The organism is Natronococcus jeotgali DSM 18795 (genome assembly GCF_000337695.1).
Taxonomy (GTDB): domain Archaea; phylum Halobacteriota; class Halobacteria; order Halobacteriales; family Natrialbaceae; genus Natronococcus; species Natronococcus jeotgali.
On sequence record NZ_AOIA01000141.1, the window covers coordinates 1 to 26,243 of the forward strand.

General features: G+C 56.0%; 32 protein-coding genes and 2 pseudogenes. 25 read left to right on the forward strand and 9 right to left on the reverse strand.

The genetic code is table 11. The features are described 5' to 3' along the window. Window positions 1-659 precede the first annotated feature (659 nt). Window positions 660-1,619 (reverse strand): mechanosensitive ion channel family protein, encoded by a 960-nt coding sequence (locus tag C492_RS15875; protein ID WP_008425488.1) that lies wholly within the window; start codon window positions 1,617-1,619, stop codon window positions 660-662. Between the two features lie 255 nt (window positions 1,620-1,874). Between C492_RS15875 and C492_RS15880 the strand changes: the two genes are divergently transcribed. The 10 genes and pseudogenes from C492_RS15880 (at window position 1,875) to C492_RS26090 (ending at window position 9,450) form a co-directional block, all read left to right on the forward strand. Then, entirely contained in the window at window positions 1,875-2,150 is a 276-nt protein-coding gene (locus C492_RS15880; RefSeq protein ID WP_008425490.1) for a PadR family transcriptional regulator, read from the forward strand. Window positions 2,151-2,445: 295 nt separating this feature from the next. Continuing rightward, window positions 2,446-2,634 (forward strand): hypothetical protein, encoded by a 189-nt coding sequence (locus C492_RS15885; protein ID WP_008425492.1) that lies wholly within the window; start codon window positions 2,446-2,448, stop codon window positions 2,632-2,634. Continuing rightward, a complete protein-coding gene (locus tag C492_RS15890; RefSeq protein ID WP_008425495.1) occupies window positions 2,631-2,870 on the forward strand; it encodes a recombinase family protein in 240 nt (79 codons plus the stop codon). The genes C492_RS15885 and C492_RS15890 overlap by 4 nt, the downstream gene beginning before the upstream one ends. A gap of 18 nt (window positions 2,871-2,888) precedes the next feature. Then, window positions 2,889-3,299, forward strand: a pseudogene (locus C492_RS15895) (recombinase family protein); the annotation flags it as partial. A gap of 291 nt (window positions 3,300-3,590) precedes the next feature. Continuing rightward, window positions 3,591-4,274 (forward strand): helix-turn-helix domain-containing protein, encoded by a 684-nt coding sequence (locus C492_RS23145; protein ID WP_204365618.1) that lies wholly within the window; start codon window positions 3,591-3,593, stop codon window positions 4,272-4,274. Between the two features lie 56 nt (window positions 4,275-4,330). Next, window positions 4,331-4,609 (forward strand): HalOD1 output domain-containing protein, encoded by a 279-nt coding sequence (locus C492_RS23150; RefSeq protein WP_083898865.1) that lies wholly within the window; start codon window positions 4,331-4,333, stop codon window positions 4,607-4,609. Window positions 4,610-5,525: 916 nt separating this feature from the next. Beyond that, window positions 5,526-5,801, forward strand: a complete 276-nt coding sequence (locus C492_RS15900; RefSeq protein ID WP_008425502.1) for a PadR family transcriptional regulator — start codon at window positions 5,526-5,528, stop codon at window positions 5,799-5,801. A gap of 332 nt (window positions 5,802-6,133) precedes the next feature. Further along, window positions 6,134-6,265, forward strand: a pseudogene (locus C492_RS25425) (sulfite exporter TauE/SafE family protein); the annotation flags it as partial. A 107-nt stretch (window positions 6,266-6,372) separates the two neighbouring features. After that, window positions 6,373-7,692, forward strand: a complete 1,320-nt coding sequence (locus tag C492_RS25430; RefSeq protein WP_239643453.1) for a polysaccharide lyase — start codon at window positions 6,373-6,375, stop codon at window positions 7,690-7,692. Window positions 7,693-9,141: 1,449 nt separating this feature from the next. Continuing rightward, a complete protein-coding gene (locus tag C492_RS26090; protein ID WP_449289510.1) occupies window positions 9,142-9,450 on the forward strand; it encodes a DUF7344 domain-containing protein in 309 nt (102 codons plus the stop codon). Between the two features lie 146 nt (window positions 9,451-9,596). Here C492_RS26090 and C492_RS15910 read toward each other — a convergent pair whose 3' ends face one another. After that, window positions 9,597-10,256: an HD domain-containing protein gene (locus C492_RS15910; RefSeq protein ID WP_049893134.1), complete on the reverse strand. Its 660-nt coding sequence runs from the start codon at window positions 10,254-10,256 to the stop codon at window positions 9,597-9,599. An 861-nt stretch (window positions 10,257-11,117) separates the two neighbouring features. Here C492_RS15910 and C492_RS15915 point away from each other — a divergent pair. Beyond that, window positions 11,118-12,143, forward strand: a complete 1,026-nt coding sequence (locus C492_RS15915; protein WP_152424930.1) for a hypothetical protein — start codon at window positions 11,118-11,120, stop codon at window positions 12,141-12,143. Between the two features lie 5 nt (window positions 12,144-12,148). Beyond that, complete coding sequence (locus C492_RS23870) at window positions 12,149-12,970, forward strand: hypothetical protein (protein WP_152424931.1); 822 nt, start codon at window positions 12,149-12,151, stop codon at window positions 12,968-12,970. Between the two features lie 447 nt (window positions 12,971-13,417). On the opposite strand, the gene C492_RS15925 is transcribed toward C492_RS23870, so the two are convergent. Next, window positions 13,418-14,032, reverse strand: a complete 615-nt coding sequence (locus tag C492_RS15925; RefSeq protein ID WP_008425513.1) for a hypothetical protein — start codon at window positions 14,030-14,032, stop codon at window positions 13,418-13,420. Then, on the reverse strand, window positions 13,947-14,222 hold the full coding sequence (locus tag C492_RS23160; RefSeq protein WP_239643454.1) for an ArsR family transcriptional regulator: 276 nt from the start codon (window positions 14,220-14,222) through the stop codon (window positions 13,947-13,949). The genes C492_RS15925 and C492_RS23160 overlap by 86 nt, the downstream gene beginning before the upstream one ends. Before the next feature lie 172 nt (window positions 14,223-14,394). Here C492_RS23160 and C492_RS15935 point away from each other — a divergent pair, with 172 nt between their 5' ends. From C492_RS15935 to C492_RS15955, 5 genes are all read left to right on the forward strand, one after another. Continuing rightward, window positions 14,395-14,694: a hypothetical protein gene (locus C492_RS15935; protein WP_008425518.1), complete on the forward strand. Its 300-nt coding sequence runs from the start codon at window positions 14,395-14,397 to the stop codon at window positions 14,692-14,694. A gap of 1 nt (window position 14,695) precedes the next feature. Continuing rightward, window positions 14,696-14,956, forward strand: a complete 261-nt coding sequence (locus tag C492_RS15940) for a hypothetical protein (protein WP_008425519.1) — start codon at window positions 14,696-14,698, stop codon at window positions 14,954-14,956. An 85-nt stretch (window positions 14,957-15,041) separates the two neighbouring features. Further along, window positions 15,042-15,386, forward strand: coding sequence for a hypothetical protein (locus C492_RS15945; protein ID WP_008425521.1), 345 nt, complete (start codon window positions 15,042-15,044; stop codon window positions 15,384-15,386). Beyond that, window positions 15,383-15,607: a hypothetical protein gene (locus tag C492_RS15950; protein WP_152424933.1), complete on the forward strand. Its 225-nt coding sequence runs from the start codon at window positions 15,383-15,385 to the stop codon at window positions 15,605-15,607. Before C492_RS15945 ends, C492_RS15950 begins: the two co-directional genes overlap by 4 nt. A gap of 295 nt (window positions 15,608-15,902) precedes the next feature. Then, complete coding sequence (locus C492_RS15955) at window positions 15,903-16,967, forward strand: Cdc6/Cdc18 family protein (RefSeq protein WP_008425525.1); 1,065 nt, start codon at window positions 15,903-15,905, stop codon at window positions 16,965-16,967. Window positions 16,968-17,044: 77 nt separating this feature from the next. Here the strand turns inward: C492_RS15955 and C492_RS15960 are convergent, their stop codons facing one another. Beyond that, on the reverse strand, window positions 17,045-17,392 hold the full coding sequence (locus C492_RS15960) for a winged helix-turn-helix domain-containing protein (RefSeq protein WP_239643455.1): 348 nt from the start codon (window positions 17,390-17,392) through the stop codon (window positions 17,045-17,047). A 200-nt stretch (window positions 17,393-17,592) separates the two neighbouring features. Here C492_RS15960 and C492_RS15965 point away from each other — a divergent pair, with 200 nt between their 5' ends. The 5 genes from C492_RS15965 to C492_RS24280 are packed head-to-tail and all read left to right on the forward strand — an operon-like array spanning window position 17,593 to window position 19,570. Continuing rightward, the gene (locus C492_RS15965) at window positions 17,593-18,003 is read left to right on the forward strand and encodes a hypothetical protein (protein ID WP_008425528.1); all 411 of its coding nucleotides are present in this window, start codon (window positions 17,593-17,595) and stop codon (window positions 18,001-18,003) included. Beyond that, window positions 18,000-18,149, forward strand: coding sequence for a hypothetical protein (locus C492_RS24275; RefSeq protein WP_160167002.1), 150 nt, complete (start codon window positions 18,000-18,002; stop codon window positions 18,147-18,149). The genes C492_RS15965 and C492_RS24275 overlap by 4 nt, the downstream gene beginning before the upstream one ends. Window positions 18,150-18,195: 46 nt before the next feature. Beyond that, entirely contained in the window at window positions 18,196-19,140 is a 945-nt protein-coding gene (locus C492_RS15970; RefSeq protein ID WP_008425530.1) for a hypothetical protein, read from the forward strand. Beyond that, window positions 19,137-19,424 (forward strand): hypothetical protein, encoded by a 288-nt coding sequence (locus C492_RS15975; RefSeq protein ID WP_008425532.1) that lies wholly within the window; start codon window positions 19,137-19,139, stop codon window positions 19,422-19,424. Before C492_RS15970 ends, C492_RS15975 begins: the two co-directional genes overlap by 4 nt. Then, window positions 19,421-19,570: a hypothetical protein gene (locus tag C492_RS24280; protein ID WP_160167003.1), complete on the forward strand. Its 150-nt coding sequence runs from the start codon at window positions 19,421-19,423 to the stop codon at window positions 19,568-19,570. The genes C492_RS15975 and C492_RS24280 overlap by 4 nt, the downstream gene beginning before the upstream one ends. A gap of 9 nt (window positions 19,571-19,579) precedes the next feature. Here C492_RS24280 and C492_RS15980 read toward each other — a convergent pair whose 3' ends face one another. Then, window positions 19,580-20,803 (reverse strand): tyrosine-type recombinase/integrase, encoded by a 1,224-nt coding sequence (locus C492_RS15980; RefSeq protein WP_008425533.1) that lies wholly within the window; start codon window positions 20,801-20,803, stop codon window positions 19,580-19,582. Window positions 20,804-21,217: 414 nt separating this feature from the next. Continuing rightward, the gene (locus C492_RS15985; RefSeq protein ID WP_008425535.1) at window positions 21,218-21,358 is read right to left on the reverse strand and encodes a TRASH domain-containing protein; all 141 of its coding nucleotides are present in this window, start codon (window positions 21,356-21,358) and stop codon (window positions 21,218-21,220) included. 716 nt (window positions 21,359-22,074) lie between these two features. Here C492_RS15985 and C492_RS15990 point away from each other — a divergent pair. Both C492_RS15990 and C492_RS15995 read left to right on the forward strand, forming a co-directional pair. After that, the gene (locus tag C492_RS15990) at window positions 22,075-22,905 is read left to right on the forward strand and encodes an FxLYD domain-containing protein (RefSeq protein ID WP_239643456.1); all 831 of its coding nucleotides are present in this window, start codon (window positions 22,075-22,077) and stop codon (window positions 22,903-22,905) included. A gap of 427 nt (window positions 22,906-23,332) precedes the next feature. Next, window positions 23,333-24,154, forward strand: coding sequence for an undecaprenyl-diphosphate phosphatase (locus C492_RS15995; RefSeq protein ID WP_008425538.1), 822 nt, complete (start codon window positions 23,333-23,335; stop codon window positions 24,152-24,154). A gap of 26 nt (window positions 24,155-24,180) precedes the next feature. Here C492_RS15995 and C492_RS23875 read toward each other — a convergent pair whose 3' ends face one another. Then, window positions 24,181-24,369 carry a hypothetical protein gene (locus tag C492_RS23875; protein ID WP_152424935.1) on the reverse strand — a complete coding sequence of 63 codons (189 nt, stop codon included), beginning with the start codon at window positions 24,367-24,369 and terminating at the stop codon, window positions 24,181-24,183. Between the two features lie 159 nt (window positions 24,370-24,528). On the opposite strand from C492_RS23875, the gene C492_RS16000 reads away from it, so the two are divergent. Then, window positions 24,529-25,569: an AI-2E family transporter gene (locus C492_RS16000; RefSeq protein WP_049893136.1), complete on the forward strand. Its 1,041-nt coding sequence runs from the start codon at window positions 24,529-24,531 to the stop codon at window positions 25,567-25,569. Window positions 25,570-25,904: 335 nt separating this feature from the next. Here C492_RS16000 and C492_RS16005 read toward each other — a convergent pair whose 3' ends face one another. Next, the gene (locus C492_RS16005; protein WP_008425542.1) at window positions 25,905-26,204 is read right to left on the reverse strand and encodes a HalOD1 output domain-containing protein; all 300 of its coding nucleotides are present in this window, start codon (window positions 26,202-26,204) and stop codon (window positions 25,905-25,907) included. Between the last annotated feature and the right edge of the window lie 39 nt (window positions 26,205-26,243).

A 26,243-nucleotide genomic window follows, 5' to 3' on the forward strand; every position in this document is an offset into this window, starting at 1 on the left:
CTCTCTCTCTTTGAGTTCGTCTGGTGATTTCTGCCGACAAATAACCATTATTAGTATAGAAAGTGTCACTGAGATATGGGTAATGACGCGGACCAACGAATACGAGCCAGCAAAGAGGACGAGTACGGACGATGCAGCAATCGTGGGTTGCTCAAAGTGTGCGTGGAGCTACAGTGGTGGGTCCTGGGGAGCGATCGTCCAATTCTTCAAACACCAGGTTGGGCATGCGAGTGAGAGGCTGCAGTGATTGTCATCCCTTAACGCTATTTGCAACCCAANCCAAGATGCGAGGAAACGATCCTCGCCATTGGAGACCCCCACTATCCAAGGCAGGTCACCAAGACCCATAGGTCCAGAGCAGACCTCACTCCCCCACCGTCTACCTTCGTTGGAGGCCTTCCCAGGTCTCCGCGTTTTCGGACAACTAATCTACGCGGACGGATCAAAACTCGTCATCACGAATTTAAGATAGAGACATGAACTCACCCTTTCGTAACACGTGCTAGTAGGTAGCCCCACAGTCTGATATACCGCTCTCGAGCCGCCAGATGAGATTCAAACAGTGAGGAAACCTACTACACCGAATCAAATCCCCTGAGTGACGAATCCAGAAGTAGTCTCACTTTCATTCCTACGGGTGTTCCTCAAATATACGGTGCCTATGGGTAGACTTCTCTGATACCCTCGGTAGTGAGAATNCCGCCAGTCAATTCCGTATGAGGATACGGCATGTCGATGCCCTCCTCGTCAAACCGGCGTTTGACAGCTTCCCGGAACGCTGCTTTGATTGCAACAGCACTGTGTTCTCGAGGAGAAATCCACACACGCCCTGTCAGTACAACTGCTGAGTTCCCAAGCGACGTGACTGGCGCAGTTGGTTCAGGATCTGCAAGAACTCCCTCCAAGTTCGAAGCCACATCGATTATCGCTTCTCGTGCGATCGTAATATCATCGTCGTACCCAATACCAAAATCACAAGAGACGCGCAGTGACTCGTTTGCGACGTGGTTGACCAAAACAGCGTTCGCTAACTGATTATTTGGAACAGTCACTAATTCGTTATCGAANGAGACGCGCAGTGACTCGTTTGCGACGTGGTTGACCAAAACAGCGTTCGCTAACTGATTATTTGGAACAGTCACTAATTCGTTATCGAAAGTCTCTAACTGCGTAACACGAAGGTTGACTGCTTTCACGATTCCTTCATTGCCATCCCACTCAATCCAATCACCGACCTTGAACGGTTCGTCTTTAATAATGAATATCCCAGACGCAAAATTGCTGAGCAAGTCTTGTGCTGCAAAGCTCAGGCCAAGTGCTAATGCACCAGACAGAGTCGCAAACGCGGTCAGTACCGCACCAAAGCCTGCAACCGTGGCAGCTACTGAGACTGCTGCGATCAGCACGAGAATACTGACAACACTCACTGCTAAGCTCACAAGTCCCGCCTTGAGCCCGCGTGATTGCAATGACTGGCGAGTAGCCCTGACAACCACCTTCTTGCCAATGATGTATGTCAGAGTAAACATCACGAGAAACAGTAGAACAGTCGTTANCAATGACTGGCGAGTAGCCCTGACAACCACCTTCTTGCCAATGATGTATGTCAGAGTAAACATCACGAGAAACAGTAGAACAGTCGTTATAACACTAATGACTGCTGGGCCGTATTGAGAGACGACCTCATTAGCACTCGTTGGAAGTTCTGTTTGGAGTATTGTATAATCCATTCCAATTCCGAGTAGCAATCCAATCGTTATCAGCGTTGTGAATATCATAGCTAAGCAACAGGTACTCTCATTCTTGAATTATGATTTAGTAGTGAGTGTTACATCCGTAGAGATAACAAGAGATGATTAGAAATATGAGTCATCATGGAGGATCTTACGGGATTCCAGCGAGACTTGCTATATGTCATTGCAGGCGCTGATCAGCCATCGGGTCAGGACATCAAAGACGAGGTTGAGTCGTACTATAGTAGCGACATCAATCACGGACGACTGTATCCCAATCTCGACACCCTCGTCAACAAGGGATTCGTCGAGAAGGGAGAACTCGACCGACGAACGAACTACTATGCGATCACTGATGAAGGGAATACAGCCATTCAGGAGCGCCGTGAGTGGGAATCACAGTACGTTGATCCCTGACTCAGAGAGATATTGCGTCGATCCGAGCCAGTCGACGTCACCCACATCCTGAACAACCACAATCAGTACCACGACAGTAGTTGAAACGTGATTGTGACGTTGACGTAGATATCGGCCTCGGTTGTCGCAGGGAGATAGATGATGTCGGTTGAGGGCTATTGTATGACACGCTCTGATCTAATAGACGACTGTCCCAGAAACCCCCTTTCTGGGACACCTGATTTTTCTCGTCTGTAACCATTATTTTATACACTCGTATAAGGTTAAATCAGAAATACCAGAAACGACCCTCTCCGTGACTGAGTCGACGACGACTAACCCCAACGGCGACGACTACCACTGGAAACAGTACCAGACTACGATTCCGAAAGATCTCGCCGAGTTCTTCGACACGGATCGAGAGACCTCCCTCGAGTGGAAGGTCGGCGGCGCGAGTAACAAACTGGAGATCACCGTTCACGACAACAGTGAGGATAACCCATGATCGGAAACAGCGAGGGCGTCGTCTACGTCCAGAAGTCCCCACCACTGGAATCAGACGACGTCCTCGCACTTGGATATGTGCGGCTCTCACAAGAATCTGACCACTCGATCACGGTTCAGAAGCGAGACAGTCGGGAGTACTGTGCTGACCGAGACCTCGAACTCCTCGGGATCCTGAACGAAGAGACCGGAACCAGTGGCTTCAACGAGACCTGCGAGAAGTACGACGAGCTCTAGTGCCTCGTTCGGGAGGACGACGTCTCGGCTGTCGTCGATCGGGACTTGTCTCGCCTCTCGAGGGATCAGAACGACCGGATCAGACTACTGCTCTCGGTAGATGAGAGCGGCGTCGACCTCCATTCGGTCGAACGTGGCCTTGTGGATACGTCCGACTACAAACTCGCTATCGAGGCCGCCATGGCCGCGAGTGACGACGTCGGGAAGCGCAAAGAGATCGAACGGGCGAAACGAGAGACTGAGCGGCGCCTCGAGAAAGGCGACTATCAGGGACGGCCATCCTACGGGCACACATTCGACGACGCCGGCGAACGCCTCGTTCCTAGAGCGAAGTTCGATGTCGCCGTTCGGGTTCTCGAGCTGAGGGACGCCGGCCGCTCCTATCGGGAGACCGCCAATGGGCTTGATCCCGCTACGTATTCACTATAGGAAAGGATGAAATCAACACCATGGGAAGCGCCTATGACACCCTCGAGGGTGTATAACCTAACCAAGCAAACGTTCTCTCTAAGCCGATGTGATCGACTGAGGATTCAATACCTCTGGTGTGATGCACCCTGTTAGGAGTCCTTATGACAAAAGAACATCTGCTGAGTGAGGGCCTGATGGAGTCAATCGGTACTGAACAAGGAAAACGTAGCCGGGTGTTGTTACCAGCTCTAGATAGAGTAATTAATGTACTAGATTATATAGTTCAGCTGCAAGGGGTGAAAAATGAGTTTGATCGCTGAGTTCAGCATTGTCTCTCCACTCATGAGAGAAGCCGAAGCAGCCCCAGAGATGGTGTTTTACACTGAAGACATTCATCTAACACAGTCGGGAGAGGGAAAGCACGTTTTCTGGGCTTCTGGCGACGATTTCGAGACTTTCGAATCAGCTCTCCAAGCTGACCCAACTACCAAAGAGTATACCTGTCTTACTGAGCTTGACGATCGTCGTTTATACCGTGTGACGTATCCCGAAGACGCTGTACAGGAGTTATTGTATCCAAAAGCGGCTGAACATGATATGGTCTATCTCGACGTTACAACTACATCTGAAGAGACCCGCTTTCGTGCTCGCATCCCAACTCTGGAGGCGCTCAAAGCGTACCGTCAAGCGTGTGAAGAGGAAGGAATTCCATTTCGCCTTCACCGTCTCTATCAAGAAGAGCCTGATGAGCCGGCTGAACGGTTCGGATTAACTCCTGCTCAGTATGAGATACTCGTTCGAGCACATGAACACGGCTACTTTGATCAACCACGCTGTATTACGCTTGAAGAGTTAGCTGAAGAGGCCGAGGTTACCTCATCTGCACTTGGGCGGCGTCTACGACGAGCACTAGACACACTCATTGAACAGACGGTTCGTTCAGACGCTGAAGAACTCAATGATCACTTCTCGTCTGAACGGGATACCACTTAAACACGTAGCTACTGACTACGGAGACTCACACGTATGGAGCACTCAATAGGAAATGGATGTCGAGTATAGATTCCCCTGTTCAGTATACTTGTCGTGAGGATGACCCCGTCAGCCAGACAGTCATAACTGCTGTTGCAGAGGCGTCAAATTGTGATCCATGTGAGTTGGATCCCCTCTACGAATATATTGATCCTGATGCCCTGAATACTCTCTTTCATCTCCACTCCAGTGATGAGGCGAATCAAGACGAAGTGTCTCTCGAATTCACCTATACAACATACCGCGTAACAGTGACTGCCAACTCCGTTCATATCTCTCATGTAGAAGGAACGTAGAGCAGCAGTCCAGTTGACCTGTGAGATAATTCATGGAAAATAATAAGTCAATCGATAACACTGAATCGCTTCGTTCTGCTCTCCGAACGATCTTAGAAGAAGCAGATGCCAACAATGTCGAGGTAGAAGGAAGCCTAAGGATTCAAGCAACGACTGATCATCCGAACTGGGAAATCCAAATTTGGCAGATCGAATGATCGATAAAATCCACACAGGTCAAGCAGGCGAAGTGTGATATCAACCAGTGTCTTTAGACCAAGTTTCACACCATCGACTGCCGTTCGGTCTCACATTCGATGACGACGGCGAGACGCTCATTCTTCGAGTGCAGTACGACGTTGCCGTTTGGACCCACAAACTTCGATACGTCGGCCACACCTCTCACGAGATCGCCGAGTGAGTCAGTCTGAAATGGTCGTCTGTCACTCAAGCTGTCAAGAAGTAGTAGCAGTATGAACGGATCTAGTGAAGAAGTGTGATAAAGAGATACCAGCTACTCACTTCCGCTTGAGAGGACCTCTACCCACTTCTTCCTACGCATAATGTAATTCACGGAGTTAGGGATCTACCATGAGATTGATAATGGTCCACCCCAAATCTTGGGTGTCGCGTACCATCCAACGCGACAAGAAAACAACCGTGTCCATTTAATCGGGCCACCGGTACTAGCCCCACCTGATGGCCCTTCTGCCACTCCCATCCTCCTCACTCGCACAGCCTTTCCCAACAGTTGTGCTTCAGTCATTATCTTGAGGAAGTACATAGGTGTTAACAAGACTCGTGCAATTGTAACATTGATCAACCGCTTTCGAACCGGAGCTAAACGGAAGAATACCGTCCCTTACGAGGTTATAGCTCAAGACTGGTAACTGTATACGTGAGTAATAACAATATTAAGAATCAAGAATAGGTCACTATGGACGACCTCACAGGTTTCCAGCGAGACCTCCTATACGTCATCGCAGATGCTGATCAACCATCCGGGCAGGACATAAAAAATGAGATTGATATCTACTACAGCGCCGAAATTAATCACGGACGGCTGTACCCGAATCTCGATTCCCTTGTCAATAAGGAACTCGTCGAGAAAGGCGAACTCGATCGACGAACGAACTACTACGCTCTCACCGATGCAGGAGACGAAGCCATTCAGAAGCGCCGTGAGTGGGAATCACAGTATATCGACCTCTAACTCAGACTACTGCTCGCGTTAGAGAAGCGCGACATCAAGGCCGCCATGCCGAGGGATCAAGTGCAGCTTCCAGCACCAACAGGAGGTTCTCTTTGACCACGATTCATCAGATCGTCCACATTGGTTCGATCGCCACTCACGCATGACTGCTACATGTTATCTCGACTTAAGGACACCACTTGGCGGGACGGGGAACGCTAGATCGTTGTCAGGCAAGGCTAACCCCTACCCGTACGTAGCGAGTACGCTCGTCCGAGACACGTGGTCGTCGCTACCGAAGTGTTGGTCGCGCTGGTCGCCCTAGCCTTCTTGGCGGGATTATCGTTGCTACGATTGGACCCGGCGGTATCCTCATCGTCACCGGGCTCTACCTCATGACGTCGCTCTCAAGCGCCGAGGTCGCAGGCACCTCAAGTGCCATCTTTACAATCGGTGCAGTGCTTGGCAGTCTCATCTACGCGCGCTCGGGCGAGATCAACTGGTGGATCGCGAGTGTCGTTAGCGTCGCCGCCGCAGCGGGCACTGGGTCGGCGTCCAAGCCAACGCCTACCTCTCGCGGACGCATGGGCTCGTGCTGGCAGTGCTGCTGGCCGTCGTCGGCATCACGGTCGTCTACCGCGAGTACCATGATCTCGAGCCCCGCGTCGAGCTCGGCGACGAAGGAACTCCAGAGTCAGAGCCCGAGCCTCAGTTCGAGGTGATCGATCTCCCCGAGGACGGCCAGGGTCAGACGGGACATAGTAATCTCTGCGGCGTGGCGATTGTTCCCGATCGAGATCTCAAGGCGCTCGAGGTCCGGCTGGGTGGCGATCGCCACGACGGGGCGAAGGTCATCACTGCGATCCACGTCTACGACGACGAGGAGACCCCGCTTGCCACCAAGCAGACAGCTGGTCTCGACCACGGCGACTGGGTTGCGATCGAGTACGACTTCTCCGCGGGCCAGGAGTATCGGATCCTGCTCGACGGCGAGGGTGAGCAGTACGTTCGTTACCGCGCCGAGGCGAGCTGTCCTTACGAGGGTGATGGCCTGACGGTCATCAACGGGAGCTACTCGCCCAGCGACGACTCGCAGACTGAGAACTACGTCTACAACATCGATCGGATTCGCGGGAGCCTCGCTGAGGGGATCGACGAGTCCGAACCCGACTACCGTAACATCGAGCTATCCGAGGTCGCGTCTGATGAGAACGCCAGCATTGCGGATGATCCGGCTGGAGGAATGCGTCCGGTCGCGAGCATCGACTGCCAGGAGGGGAAGCCAGAGCACTATTCCGTCGAAACCCGCTGGGAGCTCGAGGATCTGGTCGGGCACGAGCCGGATGTCGTCCACTTCCGGTATCAGATCTACTTCCCAACGCACTTCGAGTTCCACCAGAGCATGAACCACGGTGGGACGAAGCTTCCCGGCCCTGCTGATCACCGAGGCGGTGGCGCGGCTGGCGGAAGTCACAACCCCGGTGAGGCGTGGTCAGCCCGTGGGTATGCGACAACCCACGGACCGAACGATGCGACCGAGGACGGGTCAGACATCCCGCTCGGGAAGCAGGTCTACGATGTAACCGGTGCCTCGAAGGACTACGGTCACATGCACTCGTGGAAGCGTGGCGCAAACAAGGGCGAGTGGGTGACGATCGACGAACGCTACGAGATGGGCGAGCCCGGTGAGTTCGACTCGCGGATCGCGGCATGGATCAACGCCCGCAAGGCGTTCGATCGCGACGACTACCAGTTCGTCGACGAGGATCACGGCTACAAGGGCGTCCACGAGTGGCGCTGGCACTTCTACTTCGGCGGTCGGTGGGGCAGCCCGAAGGAGCAGAGCAAGTACGTTCGTCGATTCGGAGTCTGGACGGGGGACAACTGCCCCGAGCTTGAGGACCTCGAGTAAGTCAACTTGATCTTCGATTCGAATATATTTCACAAAATCAATACGATTGAGACAACTGTATTTTGGAAGTGGTGGAGTATAAAATTATTAGTAGAAGGGGATAGAATACTAGGTGGCCGGTCGGCAGGAATGAGTTCCTCTGTAGGACTGATCGACGAGCAAAGCGCCGCCGGCCACCGCTGGTCCGCACCTGTCACCCATCGGATGGTGGGTTAGCCTGTACCACCGCCCACTATCTTCTGTGGATATGGTAGACTGGTTTCCTCCCGGAGAAAATTGTACACGTGTTGCCTAGATATAAGTAATCAGTCTGGTCTATGATTTCGAACTGTATATATGTTAAGCGTACGAAGATAGCTATAACAGTAATTTACTGACTTACTTTACAACATATATTATAACAGAAAACTATTAGTGTATAGAATTACTCATTGTAGATGATCGGTTGGCACCTGAGACATCCGATAGTGTCAATTATTAACAGCCTTGGTGCCTCCGATCATTTCACCACAACAGGGAATTAGGATCGTGGTGCGATTCTTTCGCCATTTTTCACGGATAATTCTTACTCGAGAACGACGATTACTGAGAGGTGGAACAGCTTGGTAGTGGCCCAATCTATTCCGGAAGATCATTATAGTCTCGTCCAGAACTAGCGGGCTGTCGGTGCGGCTGTCCGAACTCAATCGTGTAGCGGAACATCTCCACTCACGAACCGCGCCGATATCCGAATCGTGGACATTCAGGAGAGTCAGTCCCCTGAACTCTCCTGTTCGATCTAACGGTGCAGAATTACAGATACAGCGTAAAGCCCACGACTAAAGTTTTGAGAACATTAGTCTAATCCAATGTCTTCTGGACCGAACTCAGGATTAGCCAATTTCCTGTGAATAGCGGTCCAACCACCCTGATTTTTGCCTTCTCCAGTGCAAATGGAGCAAAGTTCGCTATCGCTAGAATACACTGACCGCGGCTTTGGACCATAAATCTCGTTTGCCTTCTGTAGCGCCGCGCAGTTGGGTGAAGTATGGAGTTGCGTCTGCCCTCCTGACCGACATGAGGCAGTCCAGACCTGCTGTTCGTCGTTAGTCATATAGTCACCCAAAATGTTTGTTCAGATATCGTGACTCATCATATTATATCCTTCCGATGCACCTTGCTTTAGGGCCCCTCTCAGACCTCATAGGTCGCCTTTTGTAACTATCGCTTTAGATTACCTTTACGGGCAACTAGTAGCGACGCTACTTTCGCCGTTCCGTCTACACAATCATGTAGAGATATCGCTGGTACTGGTGGCTGACTTGAACATAAGTGTACACTACCTACTATGGTTGTCCAATGAATTGGGGAGTAATTGCCGAAAGTAAGCATAGTGGACGCACAATCAAGCTTTGATGTTATCTGTCTATGGGCAGTAAATCAGTCGGCGCCAATAGTGGATGATAGATTATGGAAGATAAGGTCTCAGAGACCTTATCCAATACTACTCGGTGCCAGGTATTGGAGACCCTCAACGATCGGAATCGGCCGGTTCAGGTTGCCGCTCTCACCGAGCCGGATAACGCCGAAGAACAGCTCCGGGTGCAAAAAATAGCACTGGTTCACAATCACCTCCCGAAACTCCATGACCTAGATTTCGTGGAGTGGGACCGTAAGCAAGGGATCATCAAGAAGGGGTCACAGTTTGATGAGATTCAACCCTATCTCGACAACGTTAGCTGGGATGATCCCGGAGGGCATTCTGGCGGATGCCCGTAGGAAACTAGATTCGGTCGTGTGTCTCGAGGCTATACTTTAGAAGCCGGTTGGCAGCGAGTTCTGGGTTTAGTCGGTGGACAAGCGAGTCAGTGCAAAGTGGTGAGGAGATCGTCCTCGCAAGCGCGTCGGAGTCCGAAGTTGCGTGATTACTGCTCTACCCCTAATTCCGCAGTGAACTGGGTGAAGAACTCTTCCATAAACTCCCATCGCGATTCCCCAAGTCGGCGGCCAGGCGAGGTATACAGTCTATCCAGACGTTCCCTCGCCCACTCCTGAAGGAGCGCTATATCTGGGACTCCCGAGGTCTCTATTCCAGACGTCGACGAACTATCGATCACAGCGTATTTTTCGCCTGCTTTGCCGGAGCGTTCACCTACAATACAGGCTAATCGAACGATTCCACGGGCACCAGCAGCTTCCAGCTTATCTGCATCAAAGAGCAATTTCGCCTCGAGCATCTCTGGTTCTGGAGAACTCGATCGAATACTGTGTGCTTGAATACAGTGTGTGATTGATTCGATTTGGTTCGGTGGTACCGCTTCGCTTTCGAGGAGTTCTCTCGCTTCTGCTGCGCCCCATCTGTCGTGGTGGTCGATCTCTCCGATGCGCTCTCGAGGGCGGCCGACATCGTGAAGCCACGCTGCAGCAGAGAGAACGGCTTTGTCAACGGGCTCCTCGCATTCGTTTGCTAGCCGTATCGCAAGATCCCGAACTCGATTCGCGTGATACCGGTCGTGTGCTGGAAGTGCCTCTTCATAATACGGGGTGGACAGTTCTCGTGCGAGTTTGCCTAACTCCTGTGTCATGGAAGCTATCAGAATGCTACTGTCGGCACATGATTGTTATGGAATTCTACTAATACAGTGGTACGATGATTACCGAGATCTACACCTTACGGCCTATTTCGTCGGGTTCGGGGTCGTACTCGAGTAGTCTATCGGCGGCGAGTTGCCAGGCCTGTTCGGCGAGCTCGGGATCGGCCTACTCGACGTCAACCGAGAAGCGGGTCAGTGCGACGGCGATCAGCAGGTCGTCCTCGCGATCGTGTAGAGGCATCGCTGATGCTGGCCGCGGCTTCGTATATAAAGCTGCGGTCACTTCTCGTCGCCCTCGTCACGATCGTGACGACTACCAGTTCGCCGACGAGGATCACGGACACAAGGGCGTCCACGAGTGGCGCTGGCACTTCTACTTCGGCGGTCGGTGGGGTAGCCCAAAGGAGCAGAGCAAGTACGTCCGTCGATTCAGTGTCTGGACGGGCGACAACTGCCCCGTGCTCGAGTAGCTGTTTCTCTCGCGATGATAGTGTCGCTCCGGCGGTTTTGGAGTGGTGCGTCTACAACTCGTTAATAAGTAGTGGCGACGCTACTTCTCGTCGTCCTCGCTGTCGCGATTGCGACGAGCCTGCCGACCGGCTTCCGTATCGTGCCAGTCCTCGCATTGGTACTCGCCCGGATGCTCAGTGAACTGATTGCATCTATTTCTTCTGTACAAACGGCTATTAATATTCCTTGAAAATGAGTAGAAAGAACTTCCAACTCAATTGAGCAATCTATTAGACCATGAATAATTTAGTAAATATCTGAATATTTTAATTAACTGAGTTCTTCTCCATATGATAGATTATATTAGTTGCTTTTATTATTAATGGTGATCCACTATGGCTTGTGACAGATACATCCATTGAGAAAGAAAGGCTTGAGACTGCTCTTCAAATGCTTCCTATCCAAGAACTGCGGAAAATTATTGAAGAGCGAGGTCTGGGCGTCAGGAGTCGCTCGTCAAGCGAGTTAATAGATGCGATTCTCACTGATCGTTGGACGGTAGATGAGTTTGATGACCTCTTAGATCGAATCGCCGACATAGAGAGAGAAACAGAGCCACTTGGGTATTATATTGCTGACATAGAATCCATAGAGCAACTCACCAGTCGGGATTTGGATGAAGAATTAGCAGAAAGGTTTCTGACTGAAGAGGTTTCGTTCGATGATGATAACAACCTAATTGATGAAGGGTTCGAAATCAACAACCACAGCTCCAACGAGATTGCAGCTACATATTGGACTCAAACAATAAATTATACTCTTGATCCTCTTAATGAACTTCGGCCCAGAAAGACTCTATATGATACCGGATTTAGAATCGATCTTAAAACAAACCGGGTATTCATCCAGACAGATATTTACGGCAAGGCTCGCGGCCTTGTATCCGCACTAGAAGATAAGGGTTTACAGTTAGAAGAAGTTGGCCATCAGTCAGTCGACAATTCGTATGCAAACGATCAAGTCGAAGAGTTTGTAAAGGAACTAGAGGAGGATCTGGAAGAGCAGAGGGATCAAGAACAGAGTTCTCTGGTCGACTCAAATATAGACCTTGACGTTATCACTATCGACACTGTTAAAATTCTAGTTGATGGGGCAGAAGTCAAAGATGTCCGAATCGGCGGTAGATCTGATATCTTCACCCACAAGGATGTGGAACATTTCATTAATAGCCGGGATGGTAAGATAGTCCAAATTGAAGGTGAAATTCTATATGAGGGGACATACTTTGCTTTCCAAGCAGGATATAATGAGAATCTTGGAAGAGTGAAAGTCAGGAAAAAAGGTGGTGCAACGGGCGATATTGGACTTGTATTTGAATTTTACAACTACTTATACGAGAAATACAAACACTACTTTATAGTCGACTAAATATAATGGGACGGGACCACCAATTCGAAATTCAATATTTAATATCACTCACAGTTGCAGTTTTAGGAATAATATCTGCAGATCAGATTAAACCATTTATCAACCAATGGATAGGATTTGGTTTTTTACTACTAATATCCATACACTTTGTATTATTTAATGTATATTATACATTTGGTGAAGCTATCGATGTAGATATTAACTGGATTGCTTGGCTCCGCAGAGAGACAAGATGGATTTGGGGGGCAATCACTGCAGGATTCCTATTTTTTGTGCTACACACAGTCTCCGCACTCTTTTTTGTTTATTTCTCATATTGTGGGACAGAATCTCCAGTCTTTGTTTTTCCTGTGCCGTTTTCTGCCTCTTGTGAAATGGGGAAAATTCTTATACTGTACGGCCTCCCAATGGTAACTGTTGGAGCAATGGGGATCCCATATCGGCGCAAGATTCAATCACCACTCCAAACCCTTAGAGACCTCAATATCAAAATCGCGCCGACTGAGCTCAAGATCTTCTCAGTTTTCCAAGAGAGTGAACCCCTTTTTGTCAAAGTAGAGAATCAAGGCAGAGACATTCACAAATACACACTAAGGGTAGATCTTCCTGAAGAGGTGATAGCAAAATATGATGGTCAAGAGTTTGCTGATGAAATAGTGAATGAGGGTGAGGTCAAGCCAGAGGGGAGACCTGATTCCGCCGCACGTTACAATATACGGCTCAAGTATTCAGGAAACGAGATCCGGTCCGGATTGATTGAGGTCCAGATAGAGCACAGTGCCGGTTCTGTTGAGAAAGATGTAGAAACCCTCCTCGTTCCACAATAGGGATCTATCTAAGCGGTAAGCGGGTAGTATTTTGGTTTTCTGTCCTTAGAGACACTATCTGTCCATCGTCATCGAACGTGTCCAGTGTTGTCTTGAGTTAGGTAACCGTACAATACAAACCACCTGGATTCTCAAGGAGCGGCTGCTGGCGGTCAGGTTATCCCTCATGCCGCTCGTAAGACGTGACGGTCGTAAGTGAACTTGCCGCAGTATCCAATATAGCGCAGTGGTTGGCCGCCGACCACGTCGGCCTTCCAGATAGAAATTGAAGGTATGTTTTCACTTTGCATACGGGGTGTAGGGGCTAGGAATCCCACACCCCGAGCGAGTGCTGATCGACGTCGCGGGGCTGCTGTTGCTCTTCGCGCCACTCGGCACAGCCCTTGCACAGCGGATCGTCTTCGAGCGTCCGTCTCGACGTCTTGGTTCCACATCGACGGCAGTCAGTCACCGGTCGCAACCACTCGGATCGAGCTTCAGACACAGCGAGTTTCCCAGCGTTTCGTTCGGCTCGTCGACGATCACCCCCCGGAGCAGCGGGACACCGTTGTCAGATCGGATCTCGAGCTCGCACTCCTCCAAGTCGACCTCCGATGGGACGCTACGCTGCTTGATGTCGACGTTGTAGGTCCCATCGAGGTGCTTCGCCCAGAGATACACTTCGCCGGCGGGGTGTGTCTCGCCGTTGGATGTGTGGATCGTCGTGTTCTGGTAGATCCCCTCGTCGATCTCGAACTCGAGGCGCTGGCGGTTCCCCTGTTCCTGTCTGAGTACTTTGACGATTCCGTCTAGTATGTTGCTCCAGGGCCCTACCAGGTCCTCGTAGACATTTGGGTGGTCATCGAACCATCCCCTCCGTTCGTCGTCATCGAGCGTGTCCAGCGCCGCTTCGAGCTGCCCGACGGTACAACCCTTTGGATCCTCGAGGACCGCCTGCGGGCTAACGTTATCGAGCTCGTCGTGATCGGCAGGCAAGTCAGTCATTAGAATCACCGCCCTCTCGAGGATCGTCGACGAACGCGAACAGACGCGTCGGCTCGTGGATGAGTCGAACATGACCATGGCCCTCGAGGACTTCGAGGCGCTGGTAGACGCTGTTTCTCGAGAACTCTGTCTCGTCGACGAGATAGCCTTTCGTCGCGATCCCCCAGGGATCGTCGCCGCCGCGGCCAGCCTTCAGCGTATCCAGAATCGCACGATCCGTCCGAGTGAGTCGGTCGGCATCCATGTCTGGCTGTTGTGACAGTGCCATACGACAAATAGGCTCGCAACTGCAATAAACATTCGCACAATGCAATTCGACTATGAGTGTGCAGTGTGCATAGTTTTATAATGTCGTAGCTCGTACACTGTAGTAGAGTACGGGACGCCTCGGAAAATCTGAGGCCGGTGTTAGAGCACCGACCCCGTGCCTGGATAAGGCAATGACAGCTACTACACAGCAGAACGAAAACGTTGCGGACACGGTCGACTCGCTCGTGACGAAGATCGGCTTCGTCATCGGTGTCGACGAGGAGAACAGCGCTCACCTGCACTACCCCGCGACGGACACGATCAAGGTGTTCCCCGTCAGCGAGGGGTTCGACCTCGAGACCGACGACGTCAGCGGCGAGCCTGAGCACGTCGAAGAACTCGACGGTCGGCCGTTGGCAGCGTGGTGCGAGTACGTCGAACACAAGCGAGGCTGGACGTTCACGACCCACCGCGCGCCGGAGGGGTTCTGATATGCAGGGTATGGTCGACCTCATCGAGCGTACCGAGAACCTCGAGGACGAGGAGGTGCAGTCGCTCCAAGAGTTCGCGGCCGACCTGACAGACGGCTCCGAACCGACACCGCACGGGCTCCCGAGCGGCCCCGGCATCTCTCCAGCTCGCGAGCGCAAGCTCGAGATCGAGGCTCAACGTGACATCGAGCTCCTCGAGGAGGCCCGTGTTGTTGCTGGGCCCGAGGACGCCGGCCAGAATGGCGAGGGTGATCGCGAATGACAGTTTCGATGGCGCTGATCGGTAGCGGGCTCGCGTTGATGGCAGCCTCGGCAGTCCCCACGATGGCCCGTGAGGTGGGTCGCTGATGGCAGTCACACAAACCACGACCGACGAAATCGAGATTATCGACGAGGTCGCGGCGCGCGCTCTCACAGAACCCATGACCGTCATGAGCTCGGTCGGGATCGTCCGCGGCACCAAGGGTATGTACGAAGTGACGAGCGAGTCGGAGTACATCGTCGATCTCGAGGCGCCTAGCGGAGCGCGGTGCCTCTGTCCCGACCACAAGTACCGCGGGAGAGAATGCAAACACATCAAACGAGCCAAGTTCGAGACAGGGCGCGAGCCGATCCCGGCGTGGGTCGACCCCGACGACGTCGACGATGTCCTCGGAATGTGGGTTGAGGGCGAACCGCGGTGGTCGCGATGAACGCCGACAGCTCGATCACGCTACGGTACACTCCTCGCGAGGGCAATCCGCGACGTATTCGCCTCGAACCCGCCGGCTTCGGCGAGTACGATCGGATCGTTGAGGAACGTCGCGACGGGCACTGGTGTGTCGTTGGTCACGAGCTGGTCGACGGCGTCAAACTCGAGGCGCCGGCGGCGATCGTCACCGGAAACCCGGTGTCGTTCTACAGGGGGCCCTAACATACGGGACGCACTCGACCCAGACACCGAGTCCCAAGGAATCAAAAGCGAAACGTCGATTTGAACGACGGGCTTCGGGAAGAAGAACCGACTGGCGAGATTCGGTGCGGAGAGTATCGCTAGTCGACCGAGAACATTGGCGGGAACCCGCATGAACCTGATGGCAGCCACCGCTTTCAAAAACTGGCTACTGGCGAGACCAGTTCCTGCTCGAGTGGTTGCAACTCCATTGTTTCTCGCTTCACTTTCGGAATTACAAGCAGCCTTTATAACCTATCAAACAGACCAGATTGGTATGATCGCTGATACACGGGTCTTTGACGATTCTTTTTTGCCGCCAGATCCGTTGCATCGGGAGGCCGAAACCGAGCAGTTACTCCGACGCTTTACCACGACACACCCCCGAGCATCGGATGTTCTGATTTCCGGACCCAGTGGTGTGGGGAAGACACTGCTCGCACGGAACGCAGTCAACCACCTCGAGACACAGACCGATATCACGCGAGTGTTTGTCGACTCACTCGGGAAAACGACCGGCGACGTGCTCCGGTGCGTTCTCGAGGAGCTCCCGCGAGGCTCGAATGACGTCCCGCAGACACTCCCAACGACCGATGCTTGTCGACAGCTTCGCGATGCGATCACCGATGAGACGATCATCGTCCTGGACGAAGGTGAGGACCTCCCGCAGACGAATGCGATCAGTGAGCTACTCGCAATCGAGAACGTGACCGTCGTCGCTATCGTTCATGATGGAACTGACTGGCTCTCACGGCTCGACGTCACAGACGGGCACCGTCTTGATCAGGGTCACCTCAAGCTCGACCGGTACGGTGTCGACGAGCTTGCGGATATCCTCGAGCGTCGAGCACGACAAGGGTTGCACGGCGACCCTGTGATGCGAGCGCAGCTCGAGGCGATCGCCGACGAGGTCGCCGGCGTTGCTCGCGAGGGAATTCAGTCGCTGCGGGCTGCTGCCGAGCTCGCACACGAGCGCGGGCACCGGCGGATTCGCGATCGCGATGTCGACGACTCCTATGAACGAGCGAAGCGCCGGATTCGTCAGTTGAACCTGCAGTCGCTCCCGTACCATCACCAGGTTCTGTACTCGATCATCCATGACGCTGGGGAGATCACAGGTGAGAAGTTGCATGATCGCTACGAGGTGGCCGCCGAAGTCGTGTACTCCGGGTCGCCGGTACAGCCACTCGGGAAGCGGGCGCGCCGCGGAAAGCTGCCGAAGCTCCAGGCCTACGATCTTATCGATTACGATGGGCCGACTCGCGATCGGCTATACTGGGTCGTCGATGAGAAGATTGAACCGGTTGCGAGAATCGGAACAGAGACACTCAACTCAAAGTAGTATTCGGAATTCCAAGGGATCTTTAACAGACTTCTCATCGAAGTGGAGAATGCATGTTGACGACGAGTCCTCTGGTGTTAGGATTCATCGGCTCTCTCGTCGATAATCGCAGGCGGGCGAACCTCGATCAGCTCTGCGCGTTCTTCGACAAGGTTCTCGAATTCAGGCCCCTCCTCGTATTCGTCGATCAAGCGCAAGGCAGCGACTCCCTTCGGCGTGATCTCGTAGAGCCCGGTTCCCTCAACCGGACCAACCTTCGCCACGAGCCCGTAATCGTGAAGCAGTGCCATCCGCTGATTGAGGTAGTTTCGGCTCCGGTCAACACTTTCGGCGATGTTCGCAGCTAGGTTCCGACCTTCAAGTAGCGTTTCGAGAATGAGCCGATCGGTCGGGAGGGAGAGCCGCATTGGCTCGTACTTGGTCATAAGGATATATGTTACCAACGGTATGGTATCATATAGTACCACCGTTGACTTAGCGGAGGTACCTAAGCGTCGGTAATATTAAGTCATCACAGTAAAAACTGCTTAATGGAAGCCGCCCCTCCGGACGCGAAAACGTGTCCGGCGTGTCATCAGCACGCCGGGGTGGCTTCCGACTCCCCTCACACGGGATTTCGCAAGCCATGTCAAACGAAGACAGCAGGGCAAATAGGAATTGCCCCACGGAAAACGGAATATCCGGCCGTCCGAATGGTTGGGATGACACTCCCGAGACGAACTGTTCGCGAAAAACGCTCCCGCGCGAGGACGCGACAGCACAGACGAGAGGTTGTGCAGGAACGGATCCTCATCCAGTCGAATCGTCCGCACGCGAGGAGAATAATCTTTCCGGCGCGATCGCCGGTGTCCTCGAGCGCCTCGAGAACGGCCAAGTCGCCCGCGAGTTCGACGAGGTTGAAGACAGCCAGCCTGATCTCGAGATCTCCGAAGGGAAGCCGGCATTCGGCGGCCAGCGCTACCGGGTCGAAGGTGAGACTGACGAGAAGTGGGTCGAGACCGGCTACGTCATCGCTGTCGGAGGTACCGGCCGATGACGGTCCGCTACGAGGTCGTTGGAGCGCTCGATCGCGGTGTCGCGGACGCGATGGACGACATCGGTGACAATGCGATCTTTGTCGACGACGGTAACGACGAGAACCTAGTCACCCAACCCACGATGGAGGGAGAGAACGATGCGTAGTTGCTCGACCTGCGGGAACCGCGAGTATCTGTGCGAGTGCTGCCGAATGGAGGAGCTCGAGGACCGACTCGGCACTGCTGTCGACCGAGACGTCAACCACTGGATCCTCGAGACCGATCTCTGGCACGCCTCGGTCGCGTTCGACGGCGAGACCCACGAGTGCGCCTGCGGTGTTGACATGGAAACGCCACTCGAGCGCAGCGCAGAAGATCTCCGCTATGTCCCCGAGGAGTACAACGCCCCAGTCTGCGAAGATTGTGTCGCCGAACTCGAGGGGGCACGTCGAGAGACGGTTCCCGCGGACGCGGCGTTCGAGCGCGCGAGCAAGCTGGTGACCGACGGCGGGATCGACGTTGACGCCGTCCGCGCCGAAGTACCGTTCTGGATTCAGTTTCAGGGCCGACGAGCGTCGGCGATCCACATCCCCGCCGAAGACTGCACTCGCGACGATCCCGACTCAGCGTGTCAGTACGAACGATCGGCGACGCCCTGGACATTCGATCCCGATAACATCCCTAATCCAGAACTTCACGCCCGACTCTGCAAAACCTGCGCAAAGCAGGTGCTCGGTATCGAGGAGGATCAATCGAAGTACGGCCGATCGCCGGCCGATGTCCTTGCCGAGAATGGGTTCAACCAGGACAACGACGATCGCGAACTTCGGACAGACGGCGGCGGTCTTGAGGAGGTCTTCCGACGCGAGACGATCACCAAAGGGCCAAACGGCAGGCTCCAGATCGGTGACCGCGAGATAGTCGAGGAGATCGATGACGTCTGCTCGATACTCGAGGCACTCCAAGAAGAGATCGAGAACCCGGAGGTCGACGAGGCCCTCCAATCAGCAGTCAGCCACACCTGGCGTGCGTCGATCCTTCAGCGCGTCGACGAGAACACCGATGTTCGAATGAATACGAGCTCCGGAAGCACCGGGGTGGGAGCCCATGGGTCTGATTCAGTAGAGTTCAAACGCGACGGGGGTGACTCACAGTGAACACGACTCCCGATACTGAACTGGCCGAACGCTGGGACAACCACGTCAGTGAGATGTGGTTCGACCGCTCGCAAGCGCCCTGGACCGATCCTCGTGGCGCATTCGACGAGGCGGAGCCAGTCCACTATCCGAGTGCCGAGGAGGGAAGCACAGCCTACTGCTACCCCGAAGGGGACGTTGTTTTCATCGAGTATGACGGCCATGTTCGAACCTGTCTTGCCCTCAGTGACCGCCCAGAGAGCGAGCAAGCGTACGTCCGCGATCAGCTCGAGGACCCACGATGAACACGAAAATTCCAGATCCCGAAGCCGAAGCGAAAGAGACCGTCGAGGAGAACCGAGAGCTATTCGAGCGAATCGCCGAGTCCGACCTTCCGATCGCGGATGACATCGAGCGGATCCTCGAGATCGCCGATGGGGGTGACGATTAGATGTCGACCTCAGCCGTCACCAAGGAGCAGTCGCCGGAGCGCAGCGTTGTCGTCGACGGCGTCCCGCGCCTCCATAACGTCATCGAGCGAGAGGCTTTCGGCCTCGCTGACAGAGCCGGCGGACTCCATCCAGCGACGTTCGAGTTCGTCGTCCTCGTCGATGGCACGCTGGCTGAGCGCTGCACCACACCAGACGCAGACGTCGTTCTCTCGTGGAGTCTCTCGGTCACATCGGTGACAGACAGCGGGCGCGAGGTCGTCATGCTCGTCCTCCTGGACGTCGAGTCCATGCGCCTTTGCAATCTCGCGGTCGTTTGCGTCAGCGAAGACCGAGACATACCGAGCAGCGATGTCCGAGCCACGCGTCCACCCGTGATGATCCTCGAGGTGAGCCTGGGAGACACCCTGGCTGGCGAGATGGGACGCCGAAGACTTTCGGAAGTTCGAGGGCGTCACCGGTCGGTCGACGTCGGCCTTTCGTGCCTTCTCTTTCAGGATGTCTCGGACGCGATTGTTCGAGATCGAGTCGCCGGTGTTGAGGTTGCACCACAGCGGATCGCTCCCGCTTCCTGGATGAACCTCGAGCCAGCGGTTGACGTAGGGGACCGACGGGATCAGGACGGGCGATCGCCGGCCCTGCTTCCCGTTGACGGTGACTTGGAGCCCGTATTTGTGGTCGGAGATCTGCTTCGTCGTCAGCTCAAACAGTTCGAAGGGTCGAGGACCGAGGTCCCAAGCGAGGGCGATCAGTGCGCGATCGCGGAGGTTCGCACAGGCGTCGATCATCGGGAGGATGTCCTCCTCCCAGCGAAGCATGTCGCCGGGATCCGGGGCGGGATCGTAGTTGCTCGGATAGCCACCGGGGATCCACTCGAGGCTCTCCGGGATCTCGTCGACGTCGTCGCTGGCGAGTTTACCGAACTGCCGGAGCGTGACGCGATAGTCTTTGTTCGTCTCGGCGGAATCGGCCTTCTCGGTATTGATCCAGGCGACGAGGCGCTCGGCAGCGTCTCGGTCCTCGAGGGCGTCGGCGAGACCACCGACCTCCTGGGCCATCTTCACGGCTCGCATGAGGTACTTCTCGTGAGCGAAGTCGGAGTACTTCGAGGGCCCGAGGATACGGATGCGATCGGACATGCGCCGAAGGATCTTGGCGTCAGCCTCGCTCATGTTCTCGGCTTCGTCAATCCGCTCGCGGAGCCGTTTGATCGACTGCTCCGGATTCGAGGTCATGACTTATACTATTTGTACGGGCATGTAAAGGTAGGATTTGGATCCCTCCCCGGGCACTTCCATTCTACGCGATATCACGAACGTAGTGAGTGACGAGTCGTAGACGAGTGACAACTACGGAACGGTCCTCGAACTCCCGCAGTGTCTATCCCGTAGCAGATAGCGGTTTGTAGCGTCCTCGAGCCGCACCAACGGAGTGACAGCGTGACGTCGGAATCGACGACCGCGATTCGACGACCTGGTCCGTTCGGAGGCGCAGCGAGCTCGGGAGGTCACGCCGAGAAGCGGTTCCCGCCGATGCTACCTTCGAACGTGCGAGCGGGTTCGTAGCCGACGGCGGGTGCTCGTCGAGCGCGGCTCGAGTAGCACGCGAGCGCGTCGCACTCTCGAAAAGGGGAGTCGGTTGTCGCCCGGTTAGACGTACTCTCCAGGCTGCTCTTCGAATTCGTCCCGATGGTCGGTGGAGCAAAAGCGGAACTCCTCCGAGTTATGTCGGGTCACGATCTGTTCGTCGTCCTCGTATAGCTCTTCGCCACAAACGGGACACTCGTCCATGGGAATTCACCTCACAGTATTGTGAGGGTACCAGGCAAGGAATGCTCGCCCTGCAAACACAGGGGAGCGGGCGAGTCGGTCAGTAGAGGCGTGCGGCGATCGATTCGGATCCCTCCACGCGTGCCGACTTCAGATCCGTCACGGTCGGAGAGGGTACCGCTGCGAAGAAAGTCGATACCCGAACTCGAGTGACGTACCCGGAGCGAACGTTGCGGGGCGCTCGCGGCCCGGGAAGACGAGCGGCGAGACAGCGAGTGAAACTGCGCTCGTAGTCACCCGCCCGATCGGCGGTCGTCGATGTGGGTGCGAGAAAGCTTATGGCAGCGGCCTTCGGTGTGCTACTTGCAGGGTGCGTGGTACGGCGCGATTCGATCGGCCCTCCGTTTTTCGACGGGAGTTCGTGCACTATCCCGTCGGCTCGAGTGCTGTCGCGAACCTTGGTGCAGCGATCGCAAGCGATGGCGCAGTTCGCACTGTCAGCAGTCTCCACAACGCGATACCGGACTCGTTCGGTTCAACCGTTCTATCGCGAGCCGTAGACTATCGCCCCGGTACTCCTCTCATCGGCTGCTCTTCGAGAGCGGTACTGATGAGTTGAATAACTCACCCACCCGTTTCATATTACTCGAAGTCAGCCAAAGGTAACCATCAGGCAGTTGTACTAATCAGTACGAGTTACTTTTTAAGATATAAATAGGTAGCTACGGTAATTCCCGGTGGCTTTCACGTTCCCACCACATTACGTTTCGGCGGTGTATCCCGTGTCACAGCGGGCGAGGCGTCTTCCCCATGTGGGGGATGTAGCAACAATGACGGATCTAACACGACGAAAGGCGATTATAGGGGTCGGTGGGCTGACGACTGTCGCACTCGCTGGCTGTACTGGCGATGAGCCCCAAGATGTCGAGGGGGGTACACGGGACGACGAGAACGGAAATGCCTCCGCCAACGGCGACACCGAAGGGGACAACGGTGGGGAGGCCGCAGTCGAGATCGTCGACCACGAGTTAGTAGTCGACGAAGGCGAGTTTTCGACCGACGTCTACGTCGAAGCCACGGTCGAAAACACCGGAGATGCGCTATCTGGAAATATTGAGATTCAGTCGGACTGGTACGACAGCGACGGTAACTATCTCGATAACGATACACAGTACCTCATCACACTGCCGGCAGGCGAGACCTGGGAAGCTCGCGTGTACTATCTCGGCAGCAGCGCGGAGAGTATCGAAGACTACGAACTCGAGGGCGAGTTCAACGAGCGCGACGGCTCCAAACCGGACGGGATCGAGCTCGCCAGCAGCGAGATGGAAGTCGGCGAAGACGAGGCCGTCGTTCGCGGCGAAGTCGACAGTACGACCGATGAGGACGTTGATTACGTTGCTGCGACCGCAACCGTTTACGACGAAAACGGCGTCGTTCTCGGAGACAACTGGACCAACGTAACCGACCTCCGGGCCGGCGAGACGTGGTCGTTCGAGATCTCCTGGCGTGGTCGCGATCGGACCGATCGTGCCGCAGATCACGAGGTGACTCTCACGGATAACTGAACTGCCGGGCCTGGAATCGTTTCGGATCTTCCCAAAACGCTACTTCTCTTATAGAAGTTGAAGCGATCCGATGCGATTACTGGTGGGTGGGTGTTCGACGACGAGTGAACACGGAGCTCCGCCGCCGAAACGACGCACCTCACGATCCACGGCCCCTCCGACGTCGGACAGCGGACCCAGCCGCACGACGGACTGCTCGAGACGCTCGCGAACGTCACCGAGCCGTCTCCCCTCGCTCGCGGGGCCAATACGATCGTCGACGGAACGTTCCGCAGTGGCTCCCCGGACGCTTTTCCGATTCGTCACGGGTCGTAGACGAGCGACAAGGCGTTCGGGTGGAGAGGAGTCTACCGTCGGCCGTCCCCGGGGCGGACGCGATGCCAACGACTATGTGCACCTGGGAACTGCGTCGAACCGGAACCCACCGATGCGGGAGTATCTGATCGCGATCGTCGCGGGAGTCGTCCAGGGGATCGTGGAGTGGTTGCCGGTCTCGAGCCAGGGGAACCTCTCGATGGTGCTCGCGATCATGCGGGTGGACCCGGAGGCGGCGGTGCAACTTGCGCTGTTCTTTCAGGTTGGAACGACCCTCTCCGCGGCGACGTACTACCGGGACGACATCGCGACCGCGCTCGCAAGCGTCCCGGACTGGCGTCCGACGTCGGCCTACGACGGCGACAGTGCGATCGCGACCTACGTGATCGTCGCCAGCCTGATGACCGGTGTCATCGGCATTCCACTGTACGTCTTCGCGGTCGATCTCGCCGGCCAGGTGTCGGGCGGGCTCTTCGTTACCGGGATCGGCATCCTGTTGATACTGACGGGCGTCGTCCAGCTCACCTCGGAGTCGGTTTCGATGGGCGGGCGCGACGACCCCACCCTGGTGGATTCGCTCGTCGTCGGGAGCGTACAGGGGCTCGCGATCCTCCCCGGGATCTCTCGCTCCGGCGTCACGACGAGCGCGCTCCTGTTCAGAAGCTACGAACCGCCCGCCGCGTTCCGACTCTCGTTTTTGCTCTCGATTCCCGCCAGTCTCGGGGCGGCCGCGCTCACGATGGCGGACGCCGGCGGGGTGCCCGGAATCGGCGTCGGGCCTGCGGTCACCGCGCTCGCGGTGAGCGCCGCCGTGGGATACCTGACGATCGACGCGTTGATGCGGGTCGTCGAGCGGATCCCCTTCGCGGCGGTCTGTTTCGGTCTCGGTGGGTTGGCCGTCGTCGGGGGCGGGCTGGTCTCCGTGATCGCGTAGGTCGACCCGCGCTCGAGCCGTCCGTCTCACCCCCGAACGTCGGTCCCTTCCGAGTCACTTCCGGGAGTCGAAAAGGCTTCGAACGTCGTGCAACCGCAGGACTTGCAGCCGCCGGGACTGCCGATCGGCATCATGCTGCCGTCGGCGAGCTCCCTGGCCGCGTATGTCCGTCCACACGTCGCACAGACGGCGAGTCCGCGTGATTCGTCCACCATACCGTACCGGGGCGCGCGAACCGGATAAGCGACGTGTGAGTGTAGCCGTAGTAACAGCGGTCCCTCGAGCGGTCTTGCGGCCGATCGGTCGGCGCGCCGTCCCCGAGGCCGCGACCGGAACTCGACTCTCTTTTGGACGGGGCGTTCTACTGGCGGACTATGGCCGACTCCCAGGGGCTCGCCGAACAGACCGCACTCGGGATCGTCGCGGCGGTCAGCGGCGTTCTCGCGCTGGCGCTCGTCCTGCCGTACCTCCAGTACGTGTTGCTCGCCGTCGTGCTCGCGTACGTCCTCGCGCCCGCCCAGGCCGCCCTCGAGCGGGTGCTGAGTCCGACTGCGTCGGCGGTGTCGCTACTGGCAGGCTCGCTACTCGCGCTGGTCCTGCCGGTGTTGTACGTCCTCGTCGTCGCCGTCCGCCAGGCCGCCGCGCTCGCGGACACCGTTCAGCGGCGGGGACTGGACGCGGCGGCGGTTCAACGGCGACTCGAGGCGTTCGGCTACCGGTTCGACCCCGAGGCCGCGCTTGCGGCGTACGAGGCCAATCAGAGCCAGATCGACGACGGCCTCCACGGGCTTCACGGGGCGGTGACGGGCGCCCTCGAGTTCCTCGGCGGGCTCCCGTCGATCGCGTTCGGGCTCACGGTGACGGCGTTCGTCCTCTTCGGGTTGCTCCGGGACGGGGATCGCTTCGTCGACTGGCTCCAGACGGTCGTGCCGATCGGCGACGACGCCAGGGACGAACTGTTCGCCGAACTGGATCGGCTCATGTGGGCGTCGGTGGTCGGCAACGTGATCGTCTCGGCCGTTCAGGCGGCGCTGCTCGGTGCCGGCCTGTGGGTGCTCGAGGTGTCGGGCGTCGTCTTCCTGACGGTCGCGGCGTTCGTGCTCGCGCTGCTCCCGCTCGTCGGTGCGTTCGGCGTCTGGGTGCCGGCGTCGGGCTACCTCCTCGCCGTCGGCCGCCCGCTGGCAGCGCTGGGGTTGGCCGGTTACGGCGCGCTCGTCAGCGCCTCCGACATGTACCTCCGACCGGCGATCATCGGCAAAAGCGGCGCGCTCAGCTCGGCGGTCATCGTCGTGGGCATCTTCGGCGGCGTCGCGGTGCTGGGCGCCGTCGGGCTGTTCGTCGGTCCCGTCGTCCTCGGCGCAGCCAAGGTCGCGTTCGACCTCTACGGTCGGGAACGACGCGACACGTCGGTGTAGGATCTCGGCCGTGTGTCGCCGGCCTCTCGCGTCGAACGATTCGCCACTCCTGTACGAGCCGACTCCGGTGGCCGGCTACGCCCCCTCGTCCCGACCTCGAGACCAGACGTTCGTCACGGAGTCGCCGTTCGGGGGCGTGTGGCTGACGTCTTTCATCGTTTGGGTGGTGTGTTTCGACATGGCCCGCCGTTCCCATCGAGAACGCATAGCCGTTTCGGTGGTGGAATAATTACAATATAATGTGTTTATACACCGTGGTACGAGGTGGCTACGAGCGGTCCTCGGTTCGGGTCGAGAACGCGACGGGATCTCGTCGAGCGAACGCGGCGCCGGAACTAGGCGGCCGTAACGCGGATCTCGCCGTCGGCGGTAACGGTGACCGAACAGTCGTTGTACTCGAAGGTTACCGAGCCGTCGCTCCGGAGGCCGTCGGCCCGGGGCTCGAACAGGCGCTCGAGCGCCTCCGGGTTGACCGCGTAGTACAGCGGCTCGAGATCGATCGGATCGGCGTCGCGGTAGGTCGCGACCGCCTCGGCGACCGCGACGCTGAGCGGCGCGTCGTCGAGTCGGTCGTACTGGGTGACGTAGCAGTCGGTCGTCGATACGGAGATCGATTGTGGCGTCGTTTCAGTCATAGTGCCCCACTGTGAGTCGACGACGATCCTTCTCGACTC

Coding starts and splice junctions, on each gene's coding strand:
- C492_RS15910 (WP_049893134.1), bottom strand. CDS start 10,256: ATGACACAGGAGTTAGGCAAACTCGCACGAGAACTGTCCACCCCGTAT.
- C492_RS23150 (WP_083898865.1), top strand. CDS start 4,331: ATGTCGAGTATAGATTCCCCTGTTCAGTATACTTGTCGTGAGGATGAC.
- C492_RS24280 (WP_160167003.1), top strand. CDS start 19,421: ATGAACACGAAAATTCCAGATCCCGAAGCCGAAGCGAAAGAGACCGTC.
- C492_RS15925 (WP_008425513.1), bottom strand. CDS start 14,032: ATGGTCATGTTCGACTCATCCACGAGCCGACGCGTCTGTTCGCGTTCG.
- C492_RS15945 (WP_008425521.1), top strand. CDS start 15,042: ATGGCAGTCACACAAACCACGACCGACGAAATCGAGATTATCGACGAG.
- C492_RS15880 (WP_008425490.1), top strand. CDS start 1,875: ATGGAGGATCTTACGGGATTCCAGCGAGACTTGCTATATGTCATTGCA.
- C492_RS15960 (WP_239643455.1), bottom strand. CDS start 17,392: ATGACCAAGTACGAGCCAATGCGGCTCTCCCTCCCGACCGATCGGCTC.
- C492_RS15980 (WP_008425533.1), bottom strand. CDS start 20,803: ATGACCTCGAATCCGGAGCAGTCGATCAAACGGCTCCGCGAGCGGATT.
- C492_RS23875 (WP_152424935.1), bottom strand. CDS start 24,369: ATGGTGGACGAATCACGCGGACTCGCCGTCTGTGCGACGTGTGGACGG.
- C492_RS15890 (WP_008425495.1), top strand. CDS start 2,631: ATGATCGGAAACAGCGAGGGCGTCGTCTACGTCCAGAAGTCCCCACCA.
- C492_RS23160 (WP_239643454.1), bottom strand. CDS start 14,222: ATGGCACTGTCACAACAGCCAGACATGGATGCCGACCGACTCACTCGG.
- C492_RS23870 (WP_152424931.1), top strand. CDS start 12,149: ATGGGACGGGACCACCAATTCGAAATTCAATATTTAATATCACTCACA.
- C492_RS15995 (WP_008425538.1), top strand. CDS start 23,333: ATGCGGGAGTATCTGATCGCGATCGTCGCGGGAGTCGTCCAGGGGATC.
- C492_RS15955 (WP_008425525.1), top strand. CDS start 15,903: ATGATCGCTGATACACGGGTCTTTGACGATTCTTTTTTGCCGCCAGAT.
- C492_RS15935 (WP_008425518.1), top strand. CDS start 14,395: ATGACAGCTACTACACAGCAGAACGAAAACGTTGCGGACACGGTCGAC.
- C492_RS26090 (WP_449289510.1), top strand. CDS start 9,142: ATGGAAGATAAGGTCTCAGAGACCTTATCCAATACTACTCGGTGCCAG.
- C492_RS15900 (WP_008425502.1), top strand. CDS start 5,526: ATGGACGACCTCACAGGTTTCCAGCGAGACCTCCTATACGTCATCGCA.
- C492_RS15965 (WP_008425528.1), top strand. CDS start 17,593: ATGTCAAACGAAGACAGCAGGGCAAATAGGAATTGCCCCACGGAAAAC.
- C492_RS15950 (WP_152424933.1), top strand. CDS start 15,383: ATGAACGCCGACAGCTCGATCACGCTACGGTACACTCCTCGCGAGGGC.
- C492_RS15940 (WP_008425519.1), top strand. CDS start 14,696: ATGCAGGGTATGGTCGACCTCATCGAGCGTACCGAGAACCTCGAGGAC.
- C492_RS16000 (WP_049893136.1), top strand. CDS start 24,529: ATGGCCGACTCCCAGGGGCTCGCCGAACAGACCGCACTCGGGATCGTC.
- C492_RS15985 (WP_008425535.1), bottom strand. CDS start 21,358: ATGGACGAGTGTCCCGTTTGTGGCGAAGAGCTATACGAGGACGACGAA.
- C492_RS16005 (WP_008425542.1), bottom strand. CDS start 26,204: ATGACTGAAACGACGCCACAATCGATCTCCGTATCGACGACCGACTGC.
- C492_RS15970 (WP_008425530.1), top strand. CDS start 18,196: ATGGAGGAGCTCGAGGACCGACTCGGCACTGCTGTCGACCGAGACGTC.
- C492_RS24275 (WP_160167002.1), top strand. CDS start 18,000: ATGACGGTCCGCTACGAGGTCGTTGGAGCGCTCGATCGCGGTGTCGCG.